We start from the raw sequence: 21,067 nt of genomic DNA, 5'->3' as shown, positions 1-21,067 counted from the left end.
AATAGCAACCGCAAGGCCCCATGGGAAAGCCCATGGAGAAATAAATCGGGAGGTGAAATGGAATGCCAACATTCAACCAGTTAGTAAGAAAGGGCCGTCAGACAGCTGTTAAGAAATCTACAGCACCGGCTCTGCAGAAAACATACAACTCTTTAAGAAAGAAAGCAGTTGATCAGGCTGCTCCACAGAAACGTGGTGTTTGTACTGCTGTTAAAACAGCTACTCCTAAAAAGCCTAACTCAGCTCTTAGAAAGATCGCCAGAGTTCGTCTTTCCAACGGTATCGAGGTAACAAGTTATATTCCAGGAGAGGGTCACAACCTTCAGGAGCATAGCGTTGTTCTTATCCGTGGAGGAAGAGTTAAGGACTTACCTGGTACAAGATACCACATCATCAGAGGTACTCTTGATACCGCAGGTGTCGCTAACAGAAAACAGGCTCGTTCCAAATACGGAGCTAAGAGACCTAAAGTTAAAAAATAATTTAAGTAGATCAGAAATCTACGCCGCTTCCTGATTGCAGATAATCAGGAGGATTACAAAGATATTATTCATCTAATGTATTACAGCGGAAGACTATAAGGATTTGTACGGTATTCCATATACCCTGTCGGTTGCGGGTTAAATATAGGACCTTACCAGTGCGAACATGCAATAGTTTTACTGCGTGAGTACCGATGATATAATCAATATGATTAAGGAGGGAAGTAACGTGCCACGTAAAGGACATACTCAGAAAAGAGACGTTCTGGCTGACCCGATGTACAATAACAAAGTGGTTACCAAACTTATCAATAACATCATGTTAGACGGTAAGAAAGGTGTTGCTCAGAAAATTGTATACGGCGCATTTGCCAGAGTAGAGGAAAAAGCTGGTAAACCAGCAATTGAAGTATTTGAAGAGGCTATGAATAACATCATGCCAGTTCTCGAGGTAAAAGCAAGACGTATCGGTGGTGCTACTTATCAGGTTCCGATCGAGGTAAGAGCAGACAGACGTCAGGCACTTGCTCTTCGTTGGCTTACAATGTTCTCACGTAAGAGAGGCGAGAAGACAATGGAAGAAAGACTGGCTAATGAGCTTCTGGACGCAATGAACAACACAGGTGCATCCGTTAAGAGAAAAGAAGACATGCACAAGATGGCTGAGGCAAATAAAGCATTTGCTCACTATCGCTTCTAATTCGAGGAGGAAAATTCATTGGCTGGAAAAGAAGGAAGAGAATATCCATTAGAGAGAACCAGAAATATCGGTATCATGGCGCATATCGATGCTGGTAAAACAACTCTTACAGAGCGTATTCTTTATTACACAGGTGTTAACTACAAGATCGGTGATACTCATGAAGGTACAGCGACAATGGACTGGATGGAGCAGGAGCAGGAGCGTGGTATCACAATCACATCTGCTGCTACAACATGTCACTGGACTCTTGAGGAGAACTGCAAACCAAAGCCAGGTGCTCTTGAGCATCGTATCAACATCATTGATACACCAGGACACGTAGACTTCACTGTTGAGGTTGAGCGTTCCCTTCGTGTACTTGATGGTGCTGTCGGCGTTTTCTGTGCTAAGGGTGGTGTTGAGCCGCAGTCAGAGAACGTATGGCGTCAGGCTGATACCTACAATGTACCTCGTATGGCATTCATCAACAAGATGGATATCCTTGGTGCAAACTTCTACGGTGCAGTAGAGCAGATCAAGACTCGTCTTGGTAAAAACGCTATCTGCCTTCAGCTTCCGATCGGAAAAGAGGATGACTTCAAAGGAATCATCGATCTTTTCGAGATGAAAGCATACATCTACAATGATGAGAAGGGTGATGACATCTCCATTACTGATATCCCGGAGGATATGCAGGAAGATGCAGAACTTTATCATACAGAGCTGATCGAGAAGATCTGCGAGCTGGATGATGACCTCATGATGGAGTATCTTGAGGGAGATGAGCCTTCTGTAGACAGACTGAAAGCTGTCCTCAGAAAAGCTACATGTGAGTGTACAGCAGTACCGGTTTGCTGCGGTTCCGCTTACAGAAACAAAGGTGTTCAGAAACTTCTGGATGCAATCCTTGAGTATATGCCGGCTCCTACAGATATCCCGGCTATCAAGGGTGTTGACCTTGACGGCAACGAAGTTGAGAGACATTCATCTGATGATGAGCCGTTCTCCGCTCTTGCATTCAAGATCATGACTGACCCATTTGTAGGAAAACTTGCTTATTTCCGTGTTTATTCAGGAACAATGAACTCCGGTTCTTATGTACTGAATGCCACAAAAGATAAAAAAGAGCGTGTTGGACGTATCCTTCAGATGCACGCTAACAAACGTATGGAGCTGGATAAGGTTTACTCCGGTGATATCGCTGCAGCGATCGGATTCAAATTCACTACAACAGGTGATACAATCTGTGACGAGCAGCATCCGGTAATCCTTGAGTCCATGGAGTTCCCGGAGCCAGTTATCGAGCTCGCGATCGAGCCTAAGACAAAAGCTGGACAGGGCAAACTTGGTGAGGCACTTGCTAAGCTTGCTGAGGAGGACCCGACATTCCGTGCTCATACAGATCAGGAAACAGGACAGACCATCATCGCTGGTATGGGTGAGCTTCACCTGGATATCATCGTTGACCGTCTTCTTCGTGAGTTCAAGGTTGAGGCTAACGTTGGTGCACCTCAGGTTGCTTACAAAGAGACAATCACCAAGTCTGTTGATGTAGACAGCAAGTATGCTAAACAGTCTGGTGGTCGTGGACAGTATGGTCACTGTAAAGTTAAATTCGAGCCTATGGATGCCAACGGAGAAGAGCTGTACAAGTTCGAGTCCACAGTTGTTGGTGGTGCTATTCCGAAGGAATACATCCCGGCAGTTGGCGAAGGTATCGAGGAAGCTATGAAAGCTGGTATCCTCGGAGGATTCCCGGTAGTTGGTGTACATGCGAATGTATACGATGGTTCTTACCATGAAGTCGATTCTTCTGAGATGGCATTCCACATTGCAGGTTCTCTTGCATTCAAGGATGCTATGCAGAAAGCAGCTCCGATTCTTCTTGAGCCAATCATGAAGGTCGAAGTTACTACACCAGAGGATTACATGGGTGACGTTATCGGTGATATCAACTCCCGTCGTGGACGTATCGAGGGTATGGAAGATATCGGCGGCGGTAAGATGATCCGTGGATATGTTCCGCTTTCCGAGATGTTCGGATACGCTACAGACCTTCGTTCCAGAACACAGGGACGTGGTAACTACTCTATGTTCTTTGAGAAATATGAGCAGGTTCCGAAGTCTGTACAGGAGAAGATCCTTTCTAAGAAGGACTGATCCACTATAAATAAATAAAATGCTTGCAAATAACCTTGGTTTGCAATATAATCAAGGTTAGCAAGTTTAAATCTGAAAAAATGCTCTAATTTTGATAGAGCCAAGTTTTAAGGAGGACATTTTAAAATGGCAAAGGCTAAGTTTGAGAGAACAAAACCGCATTGTAACATTGGTACCATCGGACACGTTGACCATGGTAAAACAACATTAACAGCAGCTATCACTAAAGTTCTTGCAGAGAGAGTTCCAGGAAACGTAGTAGAGAACTTTGAGGATATCGATAAAGCTCCAGAGGAAAGAGAGCGTGGTATCACAATTTCTACAGCTCATGTTGAGTATCAGACAGAGCGTAGACATTACGCACACGTTGACTGCCCAGGACATGCTGACTACGTTAAGAACATGATCACAGGTGCAGCTCAGATGGATGGTGCTATCCTTGTTGTTGCTGCTACAGACGGTGTTATGGCTCAGACTAAAGAGCATATCCTTCTTTCCCGTCAGGTAGGTGTTCCTTACATCGTTGTATTCATGAACAAATGTGATATGGTAGACGATGAGGAGCTTCTTGAGCTCGTTGAGATGGAGATCCGTGATCTTCTTTCCGAGTATGACTTCCCAGGAGATGACATTCCGGTTATCCAGGGTTCTGCTCTTAAAGCTCTTGAGGATCCGGCTGGCCCATGGGGAGATAAGATCATGGAGCTTATGGATGCTGTTGATGAGTACATTCCGGACCCACAGCGTGACACAGATAAACCGTTCGTAATGCCTGTAGAGGACGTATTCTCCATCACAGGACGTGGTACAGTTGCAACTGGTAGAGTTGAGGCTGGTGTTCTTCACGTATCTGAGGAAGTTGAGATCGTTGGTATCAAAGAGGAGACTCGTAAAGTTGTTGTAACTGGTATCGAGATGTTCCGTAAACTTCTTGATGAGGCTCAGGCTGGTGATAACATCGGAGCACTTCTTCGTGGTGTTCAGAGAAACGAGATCGAGCGTGGACAGGTTCTTGCTAAACCAGGAACACTTACATGCCATACAAAATTCACAGCTCAGGTTTACGTTCTGACTAAAGACGAGGGTGGCCGTCATACACCATTCTTCAACAACTATCGTCCGCAGTTCTATTTCAGAACAACAGACGTAACAGGTGTTTGCAACCTTCCAGAGGGAACAGAGATGTGCATGCCTGGAGATAACATCGAGATGACAATCGAGCTGATTCATCCGATCGCTATGAGCCAGGGTCTTACATTCGCTATCCGTGAAGGTGGACGTACTGTAGGATCAGGACGTGTTGCTACAATCATCGAGTAATCGTTAATTAGTATAACATCCTTATTTAATATATATTGCGTACCGTTAGGTACATTGTGTCCAAGCGTAAGATGCCCGTAGAACTTCGGTTCTACGGGTTTTTCTGTTGGAAGGATAAATATTTTTCGCAAATCCAATAATAGAGAGAGTAGATTTACCTATGAAGCAGAAATGTGATTAAGGATTATGTCAGATTATACGTTTTAATGACATTATCTCAAGTTTCATGTCCTGCATTTGTCAAGGTATTTTGATTCCTATCATTTACATAAAATAAAGCTTTCTTTTACGAAAAGACAGATGATATAATGAAGATTGTTGAGGGAGAGAAAATATGAAAAAGCTAGAGTTTAGAGGTGGCGGAAGAGATGATTATATGGTGAAAAGACCACAGGAAAATATTCTGATATATTTTGGAAAAATGTATCGAAAGGTTTTTATTGTTGGAGTAGTAGCCATATTATATTGCGTGATATATTTAATATTCAAATGCAGCTCAATAATTAGTGCTTTCAATGTTGTAAATTGGTTGTGGGATGTGGGAGAATTTCTTTTTAATATAGCTATTTCTTTAATTGCTGCAGAAATATTTTTTATTTTTCAGGTTATCATACCAGAGTATAAAAAGGCTCCAGCAGTGAATGAGGCACTATGCCAGGAACTTTACCGATATGTTATAACACCATGTTTTAAACTAAGGGAAAATTATAATAATGATTTGGCTAAGGATTATGAGATAAGAGAAGAAATAATAAATTCTATTCAAAAAATTTTAGTTGTATATACAATTCAAGTTGACTTGTTTGATACATTAATGAATTTAAAAGGCTGTGGATATTTGGAAAGAGCAGCAATAGAAAATACAGAGGATTACATTATTGAATATCATAGAACAGGAAAGGAACTGTTAGAAGAATTTGATTCATATTGCATGATAATTTCTCAATATTGTAGAGAGCAGCAGGAATGGATACGTGTTAGTTCGATAGAGTATAAAAAATTGATCAGTAGAAGAGTTGGGCGTAAAAAATGAAGAATAAAAAGATGATTATTAAGAAGACCCTCGGAACCGTAAGATTTCCGGGGTTTTTCTGTTCTATAAAATATGCTAAAATAAAAAAGTATATTTAAAAATCTAGGTAAAGAAGAGAATATTTATAATATTTAATATTGTTTGGAGAGAATGCTGTTAAATATATTTGGTGCTAGAGAGTTTATATAACAGAGGGGTAATATGAGTATAAAATCAAAAACTGGCTTTTCAGGAAAGCTTCTTTATATAAATAAAGTAGAAATGGATAGTAGGGCAGAAATAAGTATTAATAAATTTTATCAAGGTATGATTACGCTTTACAGAGTTTCAAGAGATATTGTAAATTTGGTGAGAGAAGAAATAAACCAATATTTGGTAATTGAATTAGAAGAAGGAGAAATGATAACGGCAGTTGGATTGAATTTCAAATCAGCGTCAGGAGGAATGGATAATTATTTTAAACTTGAACTGCAGGCAGATATATTGTTTAAGGGTGAAAGGGCTTATACAAATACATCTAAATTTCAAGAGATTCGCTTTGAAATAACGGAGGGAAATGAGTTAATTGGTTTATGCCCGTATGACATGAATAAAAATTATATGGATATTTTATTTTATCATAAAATTGATATACCAATTAATATAGAAAATAAAGTTGTGCAGTTAGAAAACGGGGAATTAACATTTTGTGTTTATCCGAGATATCAATATAGAAAAGAATCTTTTTCCATTGGATTTGCACATTATATTATATGGAAGTTTAATTCAGCTATAGATATGGAGGAGATAAAAAGAAATTTATATATAATAGTGGACTTTTTTTCGGTATTGGCAGGAGAAAATGTTACTGTTAATTCTTTAAATTGTACTGAAAGTAATAAAATGGTAGAAGTTATAGGAATTTGTAATTTTCCGAAAGAAAAGCTAAATGTATTGAAAAATGATACGATGGATTCTATATCTTTTAAAAGGAGTAGTTTATATAAGATAACAGATTTTCAAAATTTAGAGCAAGCAATGAAGTATTGGTTCTCTAATTATAGAAAAATATATAATGCACAGCAAGCGTATGGAAGAATTCTACTTGATGAAGATGTGAAAATTGTAACAATAAACAAATTTTTAGCTGCAATGCAATTGATTGAAGGGTATACTCAGGCATATACAGATGAGGAAAAAGAAATTAAAGAATTTGAAGAAAAGAAGAAAGAATTAATGAGTAAACTTGAAAATGAAGACGAAAAAGAATTGGTTGAAAAGGGGCTTGGATATTCAGGTATATCATTTAGAAAAGCGGTGAAAGATTATTTATATAAAGGTTGCAATTGTTTTATAGAAATATCTAAAACTAAATTTGTAGGGGAAAAGGAAAAACTTATAAATGATATTGTGAATGATAGGAATTTTTATACTCATTCTTCTAATAGAGTACCGGTGACAATGAAATTTGATGATTTATTGAATGTTGCCAGTCTGTGTAAGGAATTGTATAGAATCATAAGCTTAAGGGATATGGGACTCGATACAGAGAAAATTAAACAAAGATCACAAACTAATAGGATGTGTTCTTGGTTGATGAAAAGTATAATGAAAGTTGAGATTGAAAAAGATACTTTACAATGCGGAGAGTTTGATAATGCGATGCGTCTTTTTTCAGAAAGTAAATAGCATGAGAACAGGAAAAGAACTATGTGCATACCATACAATACATTAGTCTGGTTTTGCAAGGCAGGGGAAGTAGTATTATGAAATCCTAGTAGATAAGAAAAATTTGGCATGGATATATTATGCAATTCGAAAATAAATGCAGATAAGTATATAATAGGAACCTAAATGATTTGAGTTCCTATTTTAGTTTCTTGAATAATATTTGAGTTCCTTGAATAAACTTAAATATAATGTTAGAATATGAAAAAAATGGAGGAACTAAAATGACAAACGAAGAATTAATTGAAAAATTAGAATTGATTCAGAAATTTAAGTGTGAAACTCCTACATTAGAGATAAAAAGTGCAGAACAAGGGTGCCCCAAACATTTGTATGATTCATTGTCTAGTTTTTCCAATCAGGATGATGGAGGAATTATTATTTTTGGTGTGGATGAAAAGCAAAATTTTAAAGAAGTGGGAGTATATGATCCGCAAGATATCCAGAAGAAAATAAATGAGCAATGTTTGCAGATGGAACCAGTTGTTAGACCACAGCTTACAGTTGCAGAAAAAAATGGAAAATATTTTGTTTCTGCTGAAATACCTGGTGCAGATATTTCAGATAGACCGGTTTTTTATCGTGGAAGGGGAAGAGTAAAGGGCTCGTTTATACGTGTAGGAGACAGTGACGAGCCTATGACAGAATATGAAGTATATAGTTATGAGGCTTATAGAAAAAAATATCAGGATGATATAAGGGTAATTGAGAGGGCTTCATTTGCTTCATTGGATCAGGTGCTATTAGCAGAATATATTGGATTATTGAAGAAAGGAAAAGCACGCTTGGCAGTTATACCAGACAATGAGATTTATGAGTTGATGAGTATAAAACGGAATGATGGGATTACATTAAGTTCTGTAATGAATTTTAGCCCATATCCCCAAGCTTATTTTCCTCAATTATGTATTATTGCAACAGTTATTCCAGGAAAAGAGATGGGAGAAATCGGTGAGCAAGGAGAGAGATTTTTAGATAATCAAAGAATAGAAGGAAATATATCGGACATGCTTGAGGGAGCAATGAAGTTTGTAAGTAGAAATATGCGAATGAAGACCATTATTAATCCTTTGACAGGAAAACGTGAGGATCGAACGGACTACCCAATTACAGCAATTAGAGAAGCAATATTAAATGCTTTAGTACACCGTGATTATAGTATTCATACAGAGGGCATGCCGATACAATTAATAATGTATGAGGATAGAATTGAAATCAAAAATCCAGGTGGATTGTATGGAAGAATACGAATTGATCAGTTGGGAAAAGTGCAACCAGATACCAGAAATCCAGTAATTGCCTCGGAATTAGAGGTGATGAAAATTACAGAAAATCGATATTCTGGAATTCCAACAATTCGCAGAACGATGCAGGAGTACAATTTACCACAACCTGAATTTTTAGATGAAAGAGGTTGTTTTATTGTAAAACTGTATAAATATGGAGAAGAAAAAAATATTCCTGAATCAGTAGAAAATAGGGAATTAATTCTTTTTTGTAAAACGCCGCGAACAAGAAAAGAAATATGTAATTATTTAGGTTTAAGTTCTGTTACTTATGCAATTCAAACGCATATAATGCCTTTAGTTGATAAAGGAATAATAAAAATGAGTATACCAGATAAACCTAAAAGTCCTAAGCAGCTGTTTTATACGGAGCTGTTTGATTGAAAAATATATAGAAATAATGTTGGTATTGGTGGCGGCAACGGATGTTATTCCACCGGCAGCCACACAACCGCTTTCGCACCAGCAGGGACATTCTGGCAGAAGAGGGTCTTTCCACCGTGGGCTGTGGCAATCTGTTCTACGACGTGGAGCCCCAGAATGTGCGGTGTATTATCGGGTGTTTCGTCAGAATGAAGAGTTGCGAGAACTTCCGGAGGATAGCCTTTTCCGTTATCTGTTACTGTCAGGCGGAAAAGATTCTCTGCTATTTCTATCTCTGTGTGAACAGAAATTTCCACAAGACCAGAAATTTCTATAAGATCAGTATTATGCCGGATGCTGTTATTCAGAAGATTTTCCAGCAGGCGACTGAGAAGGGCGCGGTCTGCGGAAAGTTGTGCGTGTTCAGCAGCATCGGACTGTACCAGAGAAATTTCGCAGTTTTCAGCCAGAGGGGTGTCATAAAACTGTGCGATCAGATTACGGAATAATGGACCGGCAGCAAAAGCTTCTTTTCTGAGAGGCTGTGCGCCGTATTCCAGCTTGCTGGTCAGGTTCAGATCATCAATCAGGCTGCGTAATTTTTCGCACTGGGTGCGGATATCGGCAGCTTTCTGACGGGCGGCATCAGGGAGCGCAACATCATGCTCCAGCTGTTCTCCACATCCAAGGATCAGGGCCAGAGGTGTGCGGATATCGTGACTGACACCTGCGATCCACTGTGTTCTTGTATTATCACGTCTTGTAAGCATTTCATTTCTTTTTTGCAGCTGCGCACTGGTCTGGTTTAATTTTTCAGCCAGTTCTCCGGTGAAGCCGTTCGTTGGCAGTTGTACTGTCTGTCCTTCTGCAAGGGAATCTAATCCCGTTGCCACAATTTTCAAGCGTTTTGTCCCGCGCCATCCAAGCCAGAGACAGAAGATCAGTCCCAAAAGCAGCAAGCTCAGAAACATCATAGGAACGTTATGGGCTATATCGCGTAGGACTTCCGGAGAATTATAAAGACTGTATTTCCAGAGACTTCCTTTTGGAAGACCGATCACAAACAGTCCATAACTTTCCTTCCTGCAGAATACGGGATAATCATCCAGGTACCAGCGGGCGAAACTTGCAATATCACCGGAAGTATAGTGGTGGTTTAATTTGTCAGGCAGCAGATAATTCCATTTCACATAACCATAATCATCAATTACCATAGCCCAGGAGTAACCATCCATCCACTCTTGAGGAGTATGAGCAGAACCAAAGCTAAGCCCGTTCTTGTTTTCCGCCATGGAATCAGCGATTTTGCTGGCGGTATATTCCTGTTGTGGCAGACGGCTACCTTCCCGCCAGCTGATCCAGACGATCATCCCGGTTCCAAGAAATAAAAACAGTAGAACAACAGCTATAGCAGTCAGTACATAGCGCCGGATCAGGCGGATAAAAGTTTTCATGTCAGACCTCCTTTGCCAGTTTGTAGCCAATGCCACGTACTGTGATGAGATAATGAGGCTGGCTGGGGTTTTCTTCCAGCTTCTGGCGCAGGTGTCGGATATGTACGCCAAGGCTGTTTTCATAGCCATAATAATCGGCGCCCCAGACAGCGGAGCAAAGCGCGTCGTAAGTTACAATATGGCCGCGGTTTTCTGTCAGTTTACGCAGCAGAGAAAGCTCCGTGGCGGTCAACGCAGTGCGGCTTCCGTCCGGTAAAAAAACAAGAGCATCATTGAGATTTACACTTCGGTCGCCAAGTTTCAGCGTTATCATTTGGGCGGAAGAGAGTTCTGTGCGGTAAGAACGCTGAAGAATATGCTGGACACGAAGGAGGAGCTCCTGTATCAGAAATGGTTTGGTAAGGTAATCGTCTGCACCCAGACCAAGTCCGAATAAACGGTCTGCGTCTGCATCACGGGCGGAAAGAAATAATGCCGGAGTATCAGCTTTAGCCCGCAAAGTTCGAAATAAGGAAAAGCCATCGCCGTCCGGCAGGTTGATATCCAGGATCATCAGCTGAGGCTGTTCATTCAGGAAAGCAGCTTTTGCGGTTGCACAATTTGTGGCAGTTTGGATATGCTGGTAGCCTGCGCCGGATAGCTGTTCACAGAGCAGATGGAGAAGGTCTTGGTTGTCATCTACGATTAAAATTTGAGTTTCATATATAGTGTTCATTGTTGTGGCCCTCGTCTTTCCTGGTGGAATAAAATGCAAGTTAAAGAAAAACTGCGTATTGGCAAGCGGATATACCAGGAGGAGTACAAAATCTTCCTGATAAGCTCAAAATGGTTGTCTGATAAGAACTACGTAGTGAATGTAGATTGAGAATATCCAGTCATGTTGCTTTAATATGTACTGGTTTTACTATAACATACTTTATGATTAATACTATCTATCCCACAAAAACTTAAGCCAAATTTAAGCTAAGCAACAACTGAGATTAAGGCAACAGATATAAACTAAATTCATTCCAAAAAACAAAAACAATCAAAAAACAGGAGTGAACATTATGAAATCTGTTATTGAAACTCACAATCTCTGTAAAAGTTACAATGGCCGAATAGTCGTAGACCATCTGAATCTCTCAGTTCCACAGGGCTGTGTGTATGGCTTTCTGGGACCGAACGGTGCAGGGAAATCTACCACTATGAAGATGCTTCTTGGTCTGGCGCATCCTACCAGTGGAAGCGTTCAGTTGCTTGGAAAAACCATGGATCAGGAAAATCGTATAACATTATTGAAACAGACAGGAAGCCTGATCGAGTCTCCATCCGGATATCTGCATCTCACAGCACGGGAAAATCTCTCTATTATTGCAGACCTGAAAGGAATCACCCACAAAGACATTGACCGGGTATTGGAAGTGGTTGATCTGACTTCTGATGCAAACCGGAAAGTCGGTCAGTATTCTCTTGGCATGAAACAGCGTCTTGGTATTGCAATGGCACTACTTGGAAAGCCAAAACTTCTGATCCTGGATGAACCAACCAACGGTCTTGATCCGGCAGGAATTCAGGAAATGCGAAGTCTGATTGCTTCCATGTCGGAGAGAACGGGAGCGACTGTCATGATCTCCAGTCATCTATTGGGGGAGATCGAGCAGATGGTCACACAGATCGGAATCTTAAATCATCATGGAAAAATGCTCTTTGAAGGCTCTCTGAAGGAACTTCAGAAGCACAGCCGGGGTGGTATTCTGCTTCGTGTTCTTGACGTCCAAAGAAGCATCACTATTTTGCAGAAGCAGGGAATCAAGGCAGTTACAGCAGAGCACCAGCCAGACGTTTTACAACTGCCACCTCTTTCTGACCAGGTTCTGGCAGCCCTTGTCAGCGTTCTGGCGCAAAGTGGCGCGGGAGTTGTGGGAGTAACTTCCCAGACAAAAAATCTGGAGGAAATTTTCCTCAGTCTGACGCAGGATCGTGGGGAGGTGGCGTGACATGACCAAAGCATTTCAGGTAGAACTTAAGAAAGCCCGCCACAGGCACGACCTTCTGCTTTGTCTGTTGGTGCCGGTGCTTATGATAATCTGGGTAGGCGGCCTGTCACCGTCCAGTCCGGAGGAACTGGCTAATGGATACAGCGCATTATTTTACAGCGTTCCTGTTATCAATACGATCATTTTGCCCGTCATGATGTCATTGCTGTCCAGCCGGTTGTGGGATATGGAGGTTAAGGGAAATACCACGAAACTGCTTTATACGCTGCAAAGCCGCAGAAATTTATTTATGGGGAAAGCATTGTTCGGAATCCTGGAGATTCTGTTGATAACAACTCTGGAAATGGGAAGCGTAGTTTTTCTTGGAAAAATCCATGGATATACGGAAGTATTTCCTGTAGACCAGTTTCTTTATATGACAGTGTGTATCCTGGCAGTGAACCTGATGCTTTTTTTCTTGGAATTTCTTCTTATATTAATATCTGGGAATCCGGTGCTGGCGCTTTGCGTTGGAATTGTGGGTGCATTGGTGGGACTGTTTTCTGCATTTATGCCGCAGATTGTTAGTTACTTTGTGCCGTGGGGATATTTTGTTCCGCTGGGGGCTTACGAAGTGGCAAACTGGGATAAAATTACTCATATGGTTACTTATGGTACACGGCCATTTAACTGGGGCCTGCTGATCTTTACCGTTGTGCTGGGAGCCGTGTTGTTTTATGTGGCATGGCGAAAAGTGCAGAAACAGGAGGTGTAGAAGATGTTAAAACGATGCATTGCAGCAGAAAACCGGAAACTTCACGCGTCCCCGATCTGGGCGATGTTTTTTCTCCTGCCGGTGATCTCTGCCGGATATGGAACTTTCAATTATTTGCAGAATCTGGAAATCCTCAAGGACGGATGGTACAGTCTGTGGACACAGCATACGTTGTTTTATTCCATGTTTTTCTTTCCAGCCATGGTTGCGGCCTATGCAGCATATCTGTGGCGGCTGGAACATCTTGGGCATAATTGGAATCTGATCATGGCAAGTCCGGTAAAGCCGCTGGACCTGTTCATAGCGAAATTTGCGGTGGTGGCAAAACTGGCTCTGCTTACACATATATTTGTATTTGTACTGTATGTATTTTGTGGAAAAATCTTCGCACATCTGTCAGGCTGGCCATCAATGAGACTGCCATTTTTTCTTCTGAGAGGAGCTGTGGGAGCGCTGGCTGTTATTGCTGCACAGTTGGTTCTTGCTATGATGATCCGAAGCTTCGCAGTGCCGATCTTTCTGGGATTGGTGGGAGGTGTTACCGGCATGTTTGCAGGATCGAAAGGTTTTGCACTGGCCTGGCCGTATTGTCTGATGCAGGCTGGGATGAATGCGAATAAAAAAGAGGATGTGCTAAGCGGCGGTTATGGACTGTTTGTTCTGAGCTGTGTTTTGTGGCTGATGGTGTTGTTTGTACTGGCCGGGTGGATCTTGAAGAAGAAGGATGTACGGGCGTGAGGATGTGCGTCAGGATTGCAAAAAGTCTCGAGATTATAAAAATTTCGGGGCTTTTTGTTTTTTCTGATGCACCGGCTATGCAACCATGTTACAATTATAGAAATCTGGGAAATTAACCGAACTAGGAAGGGTTACTGCTACAATTGTGAAGAAATATAAGCAATGGCTTAGGCGTACATATTTTTTATATAAACTGCGGAAAAGTTATTCGGTTATGAGCAAGCAGCGAATGCGGATGATTTTATCCGCTTATTGGAAAAATATGTTAAAAGAGTTATTAACAGATATAAAGAAAGCAGGTGAACCATGAACACAAAAGCAAAGAAAAATCCTGAAAGTGATCGGCATTATCATTCTTGCGATCGTGCTGATCCTGGCGGTGTACATTATCTATCTTTATGCCAGCTACCACCGCATCGAGGACAACCAGGAACTGCAGGTTGAGACAATTTCAGACAACACATCATTAGGTGATGCCATTACAACCGGGGAAAAATACTCCGCACTTACATATAATATCGGTTTTGGTGCCTACACCCCGGATTTCAGCTTCTTTATGGATGGCGAAAAATCCTCCTGGGCGAAAAGCAAGGACAGTGTAAAGGAAACGATCAAGGGTGCCGGTGGATAACGGAAAAGAACTGGTGATCTTTGAACTGCATATGTCTGCTTACGGAAACAGCGATGCTATCCGGGAAGGCCAGATCCGGATGCTCAGTGAAGATATGCAGAAAGAGTATGAGGCTGGGAATTATGTGATCTGCGGTGGGGATTTCAACCATGATCTGAAGGCTGCGGATACGCAATCTGCAGAATCGAAAGAATCAGATGAAGCCAACGAAAGCAGCGATACGCAGGCAGATACTGACGATTCAGAGGAAGCAGAACCTGAATCCTGGGCCTACCCATTTCCGCGGTCAGAACTCCCGGAGCATTTTTCCTTTTGTCTGGATCAGCTGTCCGAAGATGAAAAAAAAGATCTCTGGAACAGTGCCCGCAACGCAGATATGGAATATGTACCCGGTGAGACGTATACCGTGACGCTGGACGGATTTATTATTTCAGATAATGTGGAATGTACAAAATATGAAAATGTAAATACCGGATATTCCTATTCCGATCACGATCCTGTATACATGGAATTTTATCTGAAGAAATAAAAAATATTTTTTATGCAAAATAATATATGAGCCGGTGGCGAATGTAGATATTTTATCCGCATTTGTTGCCGGCTCATTGACTTTCCTGAAAAAAAGTCTTAAATTATATGAGAAAAATAATCAAATATTTCACATAAAGAATGGAGGCTTTTTAAAATGTCTGGAGCAGCGGAGGACAGTCATTTACAAAGTAACAGAAAATTACCGGTGATCAGAGGAGAACTGGCGCTGGTAATCGTGATCCTGATCAACAGCCTGGGAGTAGTGCTTATGCTTTATTCCGGGTCGGGCATTTCAGCGATATCAAGTGTGCCTTATGCTTTTTCGGAAGTATTTCCACATGTTACACTTGGAACCTGGACGTATATTTTTCAGGGACTTCTGATCTTATCACTGATGATCATGCGGAAAAAATTTGTGGTACCATATTTGTTCAGTTTTGTTGTGGGATTTGCATTCAGCGAGATGCTGGATCTCTATGAATCGGAGATCAATATACTGCCGACGGCAATGGGATTCAGAGTGCTTTATTTTGTGATCAGCTATCTTCTGATCTGTTTTGGAATTGCTCTTTCCAACCGGTGCGGTCTGCCGATCATCCCAACCGATCTGTTTCCGAGAGAACTTTCGGATATCACGAAATTCAAATATTCCCAAATTAAGGTCAGCTTTGATGTTACCTGTCTTGCAGTAACCGGACTTATGACAGGCATTATCTTTGGTCATCTGGACGGACTTGGGATCGGTACGATCCTTGCGGCTTTTACTATGGGAAAAGTGATCGGATTAATAGGGGATGAGCTGGATCGTCATGTGAGATTTGTATCTTTTCTGACAAAGAAAACAGCCTGATAAGCGGGATGCTTATGTTAATAGAAAAATAAAACCGAAAAAAAGTCTGAACTTCAGCTTACGTAAAAGAAACGTAAGATGGAATTCAGACTTTTTTTATATATAAGCATCTCATTATTGAGCGCAAATAAACACCCATTTCAGATATTTCAATGTTTTATGGCCCAAAATCCGCTGGATTTAGCTATATCCGCCCACAAAATTGCTCGAATTATATATTTTTTTGTGAAAATCACCAAAACCCTCTCGACTTTACACCACGTTAATGCTATACTTATACAGATGTTTAACGTTTTAAAGCAAAAAATAAAAGTGAAAATACAGGAAAGAAGATAGAAAATGAAGATCGTTGTATGTATGAAGCAGGTACCGGCAACTTCCAAGGTTGATATCGATCCGGAAACCGGTGCCATGAAACGAATGTCCGGTGAGACAAGGACTAATCCATATGATCTGTTTGCACTGGAAACAGCCCTTGCGATCCGGGAAAAAACAGGCGGAACTGTAACCGTTCTTACTATGGGACCGCCTCAGGCGGAAGAGATGATCCGGGATGCTTATACCATGGGTGCTGATGAGGGCGTGATTCTTTCAGACCGAAAATTTGCGGGAGCGGATGTTCTGGCAACCTCTTATGCGTTAGCACAGGGAATCCAGGTGATCGGCGGTGCAGATCTGATCATCTGCGGAAGACAGACCACAGATGGTGACACAGCCCAGGTTGGACCGGCCATTGCAGAGCATCTGACCATCCCACATGCTGCATGGGTAGCTGAGATCATGGACGTCAATGAAAAAAGCATTCAGGTCCGTCAGGATCTTGTCAGTGTTTCCCAGGTTTCCGAGATTCCGTATCCATGTCTTTTAACCATTGACAAGGATACCTGCGTGCCACGTCTGCCATCCTATTTATTAAAGAAGGCAACTTCAGACCGTCCGGTACGGATCTTAAGCTTTGAAGATATGCCGGATCAGGATCTGAGCCGTTACGGACTGATCGGTTCCCCCACCTCTGTGGAAAAAATGTTTGCGCCGGAGGAAAGTGAAAAACAGGTTTATCTGGAAGGAACTGCAAAGGAAAAGGCAGACAAGCTTGTTGCTCTCCTGACCGGAAAGAAGATCATATAGGGGGAAGCGGAACATGGAATTTTTAAAATTTGATATAAACAAATGCGTACTCTGCGGAGTATGCGTGGAGAAATGTCCTTTTGGGGCCCTTACCATAGAGGGAAATGGAATTGTTGTAGGCGATGCCTGTCGTATGTGTGGGCTTTGCGTTCGTAACTGCCCGGAGAAAGCTATCCGGTTTGAGCAGAAGGCGAAATCCTTTGACAAGGATAAATGGAAAAACTTTCTTATCTATGTGGAGCAGGAGAGAGGAGAGATCCATCCGGTTACCTTTGAGCTGATCGGAGAAGCAAGAAAGATGGCTGTCAAAGTCGGTTATCAGGTTAACTGTGTGATCGTCGGAGGAAAAGGAACAAAGGAAAATGCGGAAAAGCTTCTGCCGTATGGCGTAGACAATGTGTACGTATATGAGCATGAAGGCTTCGAAGGCTTCCGCGCAGACTGTTATACAGACGCAGTTGCAGACTGTATCGCAGCAAACAAACCAAGCTCTGTGCTGATCGGAGCTACTGCGCTGGGGCGTTCCCTTGCACCGAGGCTTTCCACCAGATTCCATACGGGACTGACTGCAGACTGCACAACTCTGGATATCCGTTCCAACACCGATATGATCCAGATCAGACCGGCTTTCGGCGGAAATATCATGGCTCAGATCGGCATCACCAAATCAAGGCCACAGTTTGCCACGGTCCGTTATAAGGTTATGGACAAGGCAGAAAAAGTAAAAAATCCGCATGGTCAGGTGGTTGTATGTCCGGTAAATGAAAAAATGGCAGATTCCAGGATCAAGATTCTGTCATCCAGGGTCATTGATAAGGTAAAGAGCCTTGAGGAAGAGGATGTTCTGGTAGTAGCAGGCCGTGGTGTCCGGAATGAAAAGGATGTGGAAATGTGCCGGGAACTGGCAGATGCCCTTGGCGGACAGCTTGCCTTCACCCGTCCTATGGTAGAAAACGGATTCGGAGATGTTGCACATCAGATCGGACTTTCCGGAAGAACTGTCCGTCCGAAGCTGATCATCACCTGCGGCGTATCCGGTGCTATCCAGTTTACCTCCTGCATGACAGGATCTGACTGTATCGTAGCGATCAACAATGATCCGGAGGCACAGATCTTTAATGTTGCAGATTACTGCATCGTGGATGATCTGTATCAGGTTGTACCGGAGCTGACAGAACTGATAAAGAATCGGAAGGAGGATTAAGTCATGGCATATCCCTATAAAAAAATGACTTCAGAAGATTTTGACTACATCCGTTCTGTGACTGCTTCAGATCGTGTATGGGTCGGCGACGAGATCGCAAAAGAATATTATCGTGATGAGATGCCGGAGTACGGAGTTTTTCCTCCGGAGCTTTATGTGGAGGTTTTAAATAAAGAAGAGATCTCAGCCATCATGGCTTACGCATATAAAGAAAATATCCCGGTGGTATGCCGTGGCGCAGGAACCGGACTTGCAGGTGGAGCAACCTGTAAATATGGTGGGATCATGCTGTCCGTGATGCGCATGAACAAGATCTTTCCGATCGACAGAAAGAATCAGACCATCACAGCGGAGCCGGGAGCACTTCTCATCGATATCCAGGCGGCAGCAGCGGCAGGCGGACTTTTTTATCCGCCGGACCCGGGCGAAAAAACAGCTTCCATCGGCGGCAATGTTATCACAAATGCCGGTGGCATGAAAGCGGTACGATATGGACTGACCAGGGATTTTGTCCGCTGTATCGAGGCAGTTATGCCGGATGGTTCCATCATGAATTTTTCATCCAACGTTGTGAAGAACACAACGGGATATGATGTAAAAGATCTGGTGATCGGCTCAGAGGGAACCTTATGTATCCTGACTCAGGTAACGCTGAAGCTTCTTCCCGCACCGACCTGCACCTGTACCCTTGTAATGCCGTTCAGGAGTCTTGAGGAATGTGCAGACATGGTCCCGAAGGTTCTGGAGCTGCCGTTTGTGCCAACAGCCATCGAGTTTCTGGAAAGAGAACTGATCGATATCGTAAAACGCAATCTGAATAAAATGTTCCCAGTAAAACAGGGAGAAGCAGTGCTGATCGTTATGTATGATGCTTCCAGTAAACAGGAACTTGACAGCGCAGTAGAGGCAGCAGCGGAAGCAGCCCTGGCAAACGGAGCCCTGGACTGCTGTATCGCAGGCACACCGGAGCGTGCCGGAGCTGTATGGAGTGTCCGGGGCGGGATTTTGGAAGGAATGAAAGCAGATTCTGTCGCACAGGAGGAGTGTGACGTAGTTGTTCCGCGTGCAAGGATCGCAGAGTATGTAAAAGCAGCCAAAAAGATCGCAAGTGCACATGGTATCCGTGTAGAGCCCTGCGGACATTGCGGAGACGGAAATATCCATACAGAGATGCTCCGTGGACCGGAAATGAGTGACCAGGAGTGGAAGGAAGCCACTCACGCAAGTCTGGTAGAGCTGTATGCACTGTCCAAGGAACTGGGCGGACAGCTTTCCGGTGAGCATGGCATCGGAAACGGACGTCTGGAATTCTTGGAAGAATTTGCGGGACCGAGAATGATCGCTCTTTATAAAGCCATCAAGCTGGCTTTCGATGATAAACTGATCCTGAATCCGGGAAAAGTCATCGAATATAATAAATAAAAAATGGGGGAAAGAGAGATGAGTCAGAATAAATCATTACAAAGTAAAATGCCTCTGGCTATGGGACTTGCGTTCGTCGCATTTACCACACAGTTCGGAGGCGGATTCGCATCAGGAGCGCAGATCTATCAGTACTTTATCAACTACGGTATCTGGTGTCTGATCCTGCCGGCAGTGACACAGGGATTGTATGCATTGTTTTTCTGGTATGGAATGCGCTATGCTTATAAACACAAAACCTACGATTACAGAAGCTTTTCCGACAGTCTTTACGGAAAAACGAAACCGGTTATGTCCAATCTCTATGAGATTTGTTACCTGATCATGATCGGAACTGCATCAGCAGCAGCCTTTGCAACCGGCGGTTCCACACTGCAGACACTGTTCGGGATCCCATACTGGCTCTGTACACTGATCATTGCAGCATTTATCTTTGTGATCGCGCTTTTCGGAACCAATGTCGTAAGAAAATGTGCTTCTACATTAAGTGTGCTGATCATCATCGGTCTTGTACTGGTACTTGTTCCGAATATCATTGCACAGTGGGGAGATATCACAGCTTCCATCCATACTATGTCCTCCGGAGAAATGACTGTACTTTCCTCCGAGAGCGGAGCCTTTGGACCGGCTCTCTATTCAGCAGTCCTTTATTTCTTCTTCCAGCTGGCATCTGTTTCTGTTATGTACCAGCACATGGAGGATGTAACGGACGAAAAACAGATCAACAAAGCAGCGATCTGGATGTTTGTATGCAACTTCTGTGCAATGGAGCTTTCCATCCTTGGACTTCTTGCCATTGCATATGTAAGTGAACTGGCATCTGCATCGGTACCGATGCTGGTACTTGTCCAGAACGGTGTAGGCGCCGGTATCCTGACACCGATCATTTCTCTGCTGATCATCCTTGGAGCTATCTCCACAGCAGTAAATATGATCTCCGGTATTGTGACCCGCTGCGTAAATGCAGTGGAGCGTCGTATGGACAGCCCGGCGAAAAAAGCGCAGGGACACCTTGGAAGAAATGCAGTTTTTACAGCGATCTTTACATTCCTGGCATTTGCCATTGCACAGTTCGGTCTGATGACAGTTGTTAAAAAGGGATATGCATACCTTGGATATGCGGCGTTTATTACATTGTTTGTACCGTTTGTTGTACATGCCGTTGCGACAAAGGGAAAAGAGATCTGAAGAATAAAAAGCTGAACAGAAAATCCCCCGTTGATCCGTATGGCAGGATCATCAGGGGATTTTGTCAAAGTTCACAAAAATATTATAAATATTTTATTAAATATTCCAGATAGACAACATATATTTTTTCTGATACTATTACGTACAGTTATTAA

At 42.5% G+C, this 21,067-nt stretch carries 17 protein-coding genes and 1 pseudogene; 16 read left to right on the top strand and 2 right to left on the bottom strand.

Annotated features, from left to right (window positions below; genetic code table 11):
* Positions 1-62 precede the first annotated feature (62 nt).
* The 7 genes from rpsL to AB5026_RS09230 all read left to right on the top strand — a co-directional run bounded on the left by rpsL (position 63) and on the right by AB5026_RS09230 (position 9,054).
* Positions 63-482 carry a 30S ribosomal protein S12 gene (rpsL, locus tag AB5026_RS09260; protein ID WP_015526360.1) on the top strand — a complete coding sequence of 140 codons (420 nt, stop codon included), beginning with the start codon at positions 63-65 and terminating at the stop codon, positions 480-482.
* A 229-nt stretch (positions 483-711) separates the two neighbouring features.
* Positions 712-1,182, top strand: coding sequence for a 30S ribosomal protein S7 (gene rpsG, locus AB5026_RS09255; protein WP_207660371.1), 471 nt, complete (start codon positions 712-714; stop codon positions 1,180-1,182).
* An 18-nt stretch (positions 1,183-1,200) separates the two neighbouring features.
* Positions 1,201-3,324, top strand: coding sequence for an elongation factor G (fusA, locus tag AB5026_RS09250; protein ID WP_276513722.1), 2,124 nt, complete (start codon positions 1,201-1,203; stop codon positions 3,322-3,324).
* A 126-nt stretch (positions 3,325-3,450) separates the two neighbouring features.
* Positions 3,451-4,644: an elongation factor Tu gene (gene tuf / locus AB5026_RS09245; protein ID WP_015526359.1), complete on the top strand. Its 1,194-nt coding sequence runs from the start codon at positions 3,451-3,453 to the stop codon at positions 4,642-4,644.
* 334 nt (positions 4,645-4,978) lie between these two features.
* Positions 4,979-5,677 carry a hypothetical protein gene (locus AB5026_RS09240; protein WP_118608964.1) on the top strand — a complete coding sequence of 233 codons (699 nt, stop codon included), beginning with the start codon at positions 4,979-4,981 and terminating at the stop codon, positions 5,675-5,677.
* A 201-nt stretch (positions 5,678-5,878) separates the two neighbouring features.
* Positions 5,879-7,345 (top strand): HEPN domain-containing protein, encoded by a 1,467-nt coding sequence (locus AB5026_RS09235; protein WP_118608965.1) that lies wholly within the window; start codon positions 5,879-5,881, stop codon positions 7,343-7,345.
* Positions 7,346-7,608: 263 nt separating this feature from the next.
* Positions 7,609-9,054, top strand: a complete 1,446-nt coding sequence (locus AB5026_RS09230) for an ATP-binding protein (RefSeq protein WP_118608966.1) — start codon at positions 7,609-7,611, stop codon at positions 9,052-9,054.
* A gap of 44 nt (positions 9,055-9,098) precedes the next feature.
* Here the strand turns inward: AB5026_RS09230 and AB5026_RS09225 are convergent, their stop codons facing one another.
* Together AB5026_RS09225 and AB5026_RS09220 are read right to left on the bottom strand one after the other, a co-directional pair.
* Positions 9,099-10,487, bottom strand: coding sequence for a sensor histidine kinase (locus AB5026_RS09225; protein ID WP_368213168.1), 1,389 nt, complete (start codon positions 10,485-10,487; stop codon positions 9,099-9,101).
* Between the two features lies 1 nt (position 10,488).
* Positions 10,489-11,202 (bottom strand): response regulator transcription factor, encoded by a 714-nt coding sequence (locus tag AB5026_RS09220; RefSeq protein WP_118608968.1) that lies wholly within the window; start codon positions 11,200-11,202, stop codon positions 10,489-10,491.
* 334 nt (positions 11,203-11,536) lie between these two features.
* On the opposite strand from AB5026_RS09220, the gene AB5026_RS09215 reads away from it, so the two are divergent.
* From AB5026_RS09215 to AB5026_RS09175, 9 genes and pseudogenes are all read left to right on the top strand, one after another.
* Positions 11,537-12,466: an ABC transporter ATP-binding protein gene (locus tag AB5026_RS09215; RefSeq protein ID WP_118608969.1), complete on the top strand. Its 930-nt coding sequence runs from the start codon at positions 11,537-11,539 to the stop codon at positions 12,464-12,466.
* A 1-nt stretch (position 12,467) separates the two neighbouring features.
* Positions 12,468-13,220: an ABC transporter permease gene (locus AB5026_RS09210; RefSeq protein ID WP_118608970.1), complete on the top strand. Its 753-nt coding sequence runs from the start codon at positions 12,468-12,470 to the stop codon at positions 13,218-13,220.
* Between the two features lie 3 nt (positions 13,221-13,223).
* Entirely contained in the window at positions 13,224-13,958 is a 735-nt protein-coding gene (locus AB5026_RS09205; RefSeq protein ID WP_118608971.1) for an ABC transporter permease, read from the top strand.
* Positions 13,959-14,286: 328 nt separating this feature from the next.
* Positions 14,287-15,118, top strand: a pseudogene (locus tag AB5026_RS09200) (hypothetical protein).
* A 156-nt stretch (positions 15,119-15,274) separates the two neighbouring features.
* The gene (locus AB5026_RS09195) at positions 15,275-15,970 is read left to right on the top strand and encodes a DUF6198 family protein (RefSeq protein WP_118608972.1); all 696 of its coding nucleotides are present in this window, start codon (positions 15,275-15,277) and stop codon (positions 15,968-15,970) included.
* Between the two features lie 339 nt (positions 15,971-16,309).
* A complete protein-coding gene (locus AB5026_RS09190) occupies positions 16,310-17,098 on the top strand; it encodes an electron transfer flavoprotein subunit beta/FixA family protein (protein ID WP_021650628.1) in 789 nt (262 codons plus the stop codon).
* 13 nt (positions 17,099-17,111) lie between these two features.
* On the top strand, positions 17,112-18,302 hold the full coding sequence (locus tag AB5026_RS09185; RefSeq protein ID WP_092072303.1) for an electron transfer flavoprotein subunit alpha: 1,191 nt from the start codon (positions 17,112-17,114) through the stop codon (positions 18,300-18,302).
* 3 nt (positions 18,303-18,305) lie between these two features.
* On the top strand, positions 18,306-19,724 hold the full coding sequence (locus tag AB5026_RS09180) for an FAD-binding oxidoreductase (RefSeq protein WP_015526345.1): 1,419 nt from the start codon (positions 18,306-18,308) through the stop codon (positions 19,722-19,724).
* Positions 19,725-19,742: 18 nt separating this feature from the next.
* Entirely contained in the window at positions 19,743-20,912 is a 1,170-nt protein-coding gene (locus AB5026_RS09175) for a hypothetical protein (protein WP_092072300.1), read from the top strand.
* Positions 20,913-21,067: the final 155 nt, after the last annotated feature.

It is taken from the genome of Blautia sp. RTP21359st1_E11_RTP21359_211015 (assembly GCF_040910705.1).
Lineage (GTDB): Bacteria > Bacillota > Clostridia > Lachnospirales > Lachnospiraceae > Blautia_A > Blautia_A fusiformis.
Note: the sequence above shows the minus strand (reverse complement) of the source record. Positions and strands in the feature narration are given on the sequence as shown.